This window comes from Streptomyces sp. NPDC007162 (genome assembly GCF_040634175.1).
Classification (GTDB): Bacteria; Actinomycetota; Actinomycetes; order Streptomycetales; family Streptomycetaceae; genus Streptomyces.
Genome location: NZ_JBEYFC010000685.1, coordinates 1 through 4000, shown reverse-complemented (window position 1 = coordinate 4000; position 4000 = coordinate 1). Strand labels below are relative to the sequence as shown.

At 72.8% G+C, this 4000-nt stretch carries 4 protein-coding genes and 2 pseudogenes; 2 read left to right on the top strand and 4 right to left on the bottom strand.

Features of this window, described 5'->3' with window-relative positions:
• A partial coding sequence (locus ABZ646_RS42040) for a hypothetical protein (protein WP_360531694.1) occupies positions 1-393 on the top strand: 393 nt, incomplete at its 5' end.
• A 51-nt stretch (positions 394-444) separates the two neighbouring features.
• Here ABZ646_RS42040 and ABZ646_RS42035 read toward each other — a convergent pair.
• Positions 445-1036: pseudogene (locus tag ABZ646_RS42035) on the bottom strand (LLM class flavin-dependent oxidoreductase); the annotation flags it as partial.
• Between the two features lie 196 nt (positions 1037-1232).
• Here ABZ646_RS42035 and ABZ646_RS42030 point away from each other — a divergent pair.
• The gene (locus ABZ646_RS42030; RefSeq protein ID WP_360531691.1) at positions 1233-2957 is read left to right on the top strand and encodes an alpha/beta fold hydrolase; all 1725 of its coding nucleotides are present in this window, start codon (positions 1233-1235) and stop codon (positions 2955-2957) included.
• Here ABZ646_RS42030 and ABZ646_RS42025 read toward each other — a convergent pair.
• The 3 genes and pseudogenes from ABZ646_RS42025 to ABZ646_RS42015 all read right to left on the bottom strand — a co-directional run bounded on the left by ABZ646_RS42025 (position 2857) and on the right by ABZ646_RS42015 (position 3669).
• A complete protein-coding gene (locus ABZ646_RS42025; protein WP_360531697.1) occupies positions 2857-3186 on the bottom strand; it encodes a hypothetical protein in 330 nt (109 codons plus the stop codon). The genes ABZ646_RS42030 and ABZ646_RS42025 overlap by 101 nt on opposite strands.
• Before the next feature lies 1 nt (position 3187).
• Positions 3188-3512 (bottom strand): annotated as a pseudogene (locus ABZ646_RS42020) (beta-ketoacyl synthase N-terminal-like domain-containing protein); the annotation flags it as partial.
• Complete coding sequence (locus tag ABZ646_RS42015; protein WP_360531700.1) at positions 3493-3669, bottom strand: hypothetical protein; 177 nt, start codon at positions 3667-3669, stop codon at positions 3493-3495. The pseudogene ABZ646_RS42020 and the gene ABZ646_RS42015, both read right to left, overlap by 20 nt.
• Positions 3670-4000 lie beyond the last annotated feature (331 nt).

Genomic DNA, 4000 nt, shown 5'->3' with positions numbered 1-4000 from the left:
ACCGTCTCCGCCGACTTCATCACCCAGGCATCCTCCCGGGCCGCCTGGCGCGACGACGACAACGATGCCGAAGGCGATGGCGACGCGGCCGGGTGCGGCGGGCGCTCGACGACCCGACCGCGCTCGAACTGTTCGTCTGCGACCGGCGTACCCCCGGTCGCAGGACCGGAGGACGCCGTGACGGTGACCGAGCGGGACGGCGGGATCTTCGTCGAACTGTCGGGGCCGGTAGCCGGGTCGGACGGTGCCCGACTGGCGGCGGCCCAGATCGTCTGCACGGCCGACGCGGCCCAGCGCATCGCCGCCCCGGACGCCGAGCCCCGACCGGTGGCCGTCACCGCCCGGGACGGCCGCCGGATCGGGAAGACCTCCGCACACTGTCCCGCCGTATGAGCGACGGACCGGCCGACGCCGAACCTGAACGCCGTCCTCCTCCGGAAGCGGTCAGGACGCGAACGGTATCCGGGCCGTCGGGGTCTCGGCCGTTCCGGCGGGATGCCGCCACACCCCGTCCGCGGCCAGCCGGGGCAGTACCCCCTCCCCGAACCGGTACGCCTCCTCGAGGTGCGGATACCCGGACTGCACGAACTCCTCGATCCCCAGCGCCGCGTACTCCTTGATCCGCGTGGCGACCTCGTCGTGCGAGCCGACCAGCGCGGTGCCTGCACCACCGCGTACGAGCCCGATGCCCACCCAGAGGTCGGGGGGGATCTCCAGTGCGTCCCGACGGCCCCCGTGCGGGGCCAGCACCCGGCCAGGAGCCGGTCGGCCTCGGCCCAGGCCTGCGCTGAGACGTCCCGGGTGATGACGTGCAGCCGGATCCCGAACCGCAGCGTGCGCCCCGTCCGTTCCGCGAGCCTCCGGATCCAGGCCCCCCGAAGCACACCTCGGGCACCGGATCGGGCACCCTGGCCAGCCTCGCGTCCTCGACCCGCAGGTGCTCGCCCGCCAGATCGGCCGTCCTGCCCTCCCACAGTCCCCGTACGATCTCCAGGAACTCTCCGGTGCGGCGGTACCGGTCGTCCTTGTCGAGGAAGTACCGCAGGCGGCGCGGGACCTGCACGGGACGTTCGTGCGCCGGGCGGCCGAGCTGGGCGGGACGGTGATCCCGCGGCACCGTCCCTGACGGCACGTGGACCGCCCCCGATCGTGTGGTGCGGGTATGTTCCGCCGCCTTCGTCGGCGGTGTTTCGCTACGGTTGGGGCATTCCTGAGCCCGGCAAGGAGACAGCATGCTCGCGGACTCGATCGTCTTCGGTGCCGGGGGGTTCATCGGCCGCTCCCTGGTGGCGGAACTCCTGCGCCGGGGCCACGGGGTGGCGGCCGCGGTGCGCGGGTCCGATGCGGGACTGACGGCGTGGCTCGACGAACAAGGGGTGGACCGCACGGCCCTGACGGTCGTCCGGACCGACATCACCACCCCCGGTCTCGGCCTCCCCGAAGAGGGACTGTCGGGGGTGCGGGACGTCTACAACACGGCCGCGCGGTTCGCGTTCGGCATGGAGGCCGCCGAGGCACGCGCGGTCAACGTGACGGGGGCCGTGCACGTGGTCGAGTGGGCGGCCGCCCTGCCGAAGCTGCGACGGCTGGTCCACATCAGCGGCTACCGCATGACCGCCGCGCCCAGCGGGCCGCCGGACTACCGCACCCACGGTGCCTACGAGGCGTCCAAGCAGGAGGGTGACACCGCGGTACGGGCACGCGCCCGCGAGCTGGGGGTGCCGCTGAGCCTCGCCAACCCCAGCACGGTGATCGGGCCCGGGCAGTACCTCGGCCTGGCCGCGGTGGTCGCCGATCTGTGGCAGGGGCGGCTGCCCGCGCTGCCCGGCGGCCCCGAGGTCTTCGTCCCGGTGGTGACCCTGGACCACTTCGTCCGCTTCCTGGCCGCACTTCCCGAGGACGAGGAGAGCGCCGGCCGCACCTACTACGTGCTGGACGACTCGACGCCCGAACTGCCGAAGCTGGTCGGCCTGCTCGCCGGGCACATGGGGGTGCGCCCGCCCCGCCGGTCGATCCCGGTGGGTGTGCTGCGCAGGCTGCCGCGTGCGATCACCCGGACGGACCCCGAGACCCTCTCGTTCCTGTCGGCCGACCGCTACGACACGGCCTCCGCCCACGCCCTGTCAGAAGCGCACGGACTGTCCATGGAACCGGTGGCGACGGCCCTGCGCCGGTGGGCCGACGACCTTGTCGCCACCCACTTCGGCCGCAGCGCGCCCTGCCGCCGTCCCTACGGCTTCGACGACGTGGGCGGCGGCCGGACCTGGGTGACGGGCGAACGCCGGCACCCCGGATACGTACTGCTGCACGGGCTGCCGCTGAGCGGCGACGCGTGGGCGCGGACCGTGGACCGGCTGGACGCCCCCTCGCTCGTTCCCGATCTGCCCGGCTTCGGCAGGTCGGGACCGGGCGGGCGGCCCGTCGAGGAGTGGCTCGCCGAGTTGCTGGGCCCGGTGGAGAGCCGGCCGGTGCTCGTGGCGCACTCGTTCGCGTGCGGCCCCGCGCTGCGGTACGCCGCGGCCCGGCCCGACCGGCTCGCGGGGCTCGTGCTGGTCTCACCGGCCTTCCTTCAGCCGCCGTCCGCCGCGGTGCTCCGGTCCCCGCTGGCCGTGCCGCTGCTGCGCGCGGCTCCCGCGTCCCGGCTGGGCCGTGCGCTCGGTCTGCCGCAGGACGCCGGGCTCGATGCCGTCGCGCTGGACCTGCGGCGTGCGGGGGCCGCGCGCCGGGCGGCCGCAGCCCTGCGCGCGGCCCACGGGGAACGCGCGGAACTGCGCCGGGTGCTGCGGGAGTCGCGGGTGCCCGTGGAGATCGTCGTGGGGTCGCAGGACCCCCTGGCCGAACCTGTGGACGCGCCGGTCACGCTGATCGAGGACGCCGGGCACTGCCCCCAGCTGAGCCATCCGGTGTCCGTCGCCCGCGTCCTGACGGCCTGCCGGGACCGGGTCGGCGTCCGCTAGTGGCCTGCTCCGGTCCGGCGCGGACGCTGACGCGTGAAGGCGAGGACCACGTTGTGGCCCACACCAGGTCCAGGTCGATCCCGTCCGAGACCTTCTCCGGGTTGCGGACCGCCGGGACGAGGCCGTGCACCAGCGTCAGGACGGTGAAGACCGCCTCGACCGCGCCGGAGGCGCCGAGCAGGTGACCGGTGGCGGACTTGCAGGCGGTGACCGCCGGATGGGCACCCACCGCCGTTGGGCATCAGCCGGGGCACGGTGTGCGGTGAGATGGCGCGGGGGCCCCGTTGCTCCAGCCGGTCCTCCTGTTCGAGGAGGGTGAGACCGCCGCCGATGCCCGTCCCCACGACCACGGCGAGCCGTTCGGCCTCGACCTCGGGGGCGCCGGCGTCCGCCCACGCCTCCCTGGCCGCCACCACCGCGGCCGCCTGACTGCGGTCCAGCAGCCCGGTGGGGTCCTCACACATGTTTCCGGCGATCGGGACGGGCAGTTGTGCCTCCCAGGGGGGTGGTCGCGCCGAGGCCGGTCACCAGGACCTCACTGGTCGCGCTCAGCATGACGGATTCCTTCCGCGCGGTGTTCCGGTCCCTTGCCGTGTGCGGCGGGTGCGGGGCTCGGCGTCCGCCCCGTTTCCCGGGCGAACCCGGGCGACACCAGCGCCATGATGGCGATCAGTAATTCCCCGGTGGTGAGAATTTCTTCGGTCCTTTCCATACCCTTCCCGGAACCCTCGAATGCAGACCGACTGCTGCGAACAATCTACGCGCAGGAAAGGCCTCGGCGCGTCACCCTTTTTCACGAGATCCGAACGGGCCCGACCGGCCACACAAAGGACCATTTGCAATATTAACAGCCCGTCAGCAGTCCTATTTTATGCAGATTACAGGGCGGCGACCTCCCATATCTACGTGTCGCAGCGATGCTTAGCCACGCCTCATAGTGAGGTAGTAATGCCACGGGGGAGCGAAATGCCCAGCAACTTCGCCCATTGTGCAATATTCCCCACTGCTGCCTCCCGTAGGAGTCTGGGCCGTGTCTCAGTCCC

Excerpts from the sequence above, each read along its gene's own strand:
- ABZ646_RS42030 (WP_360531691.1), top strand. The coding sequence starts at position 1,233 with ATGCTCGCGGACTCGATCGTCTTCGGTGCCGGGGGGTTCATCGGCCGC.
- ABZ646_RS42015 (WP_360531700.1), bottom strand. The coding sequence starts at position 3,669 with ATGGAAAGGACCGAAGAAATTCTCACCACCGGGGAATTACTGATCGCC.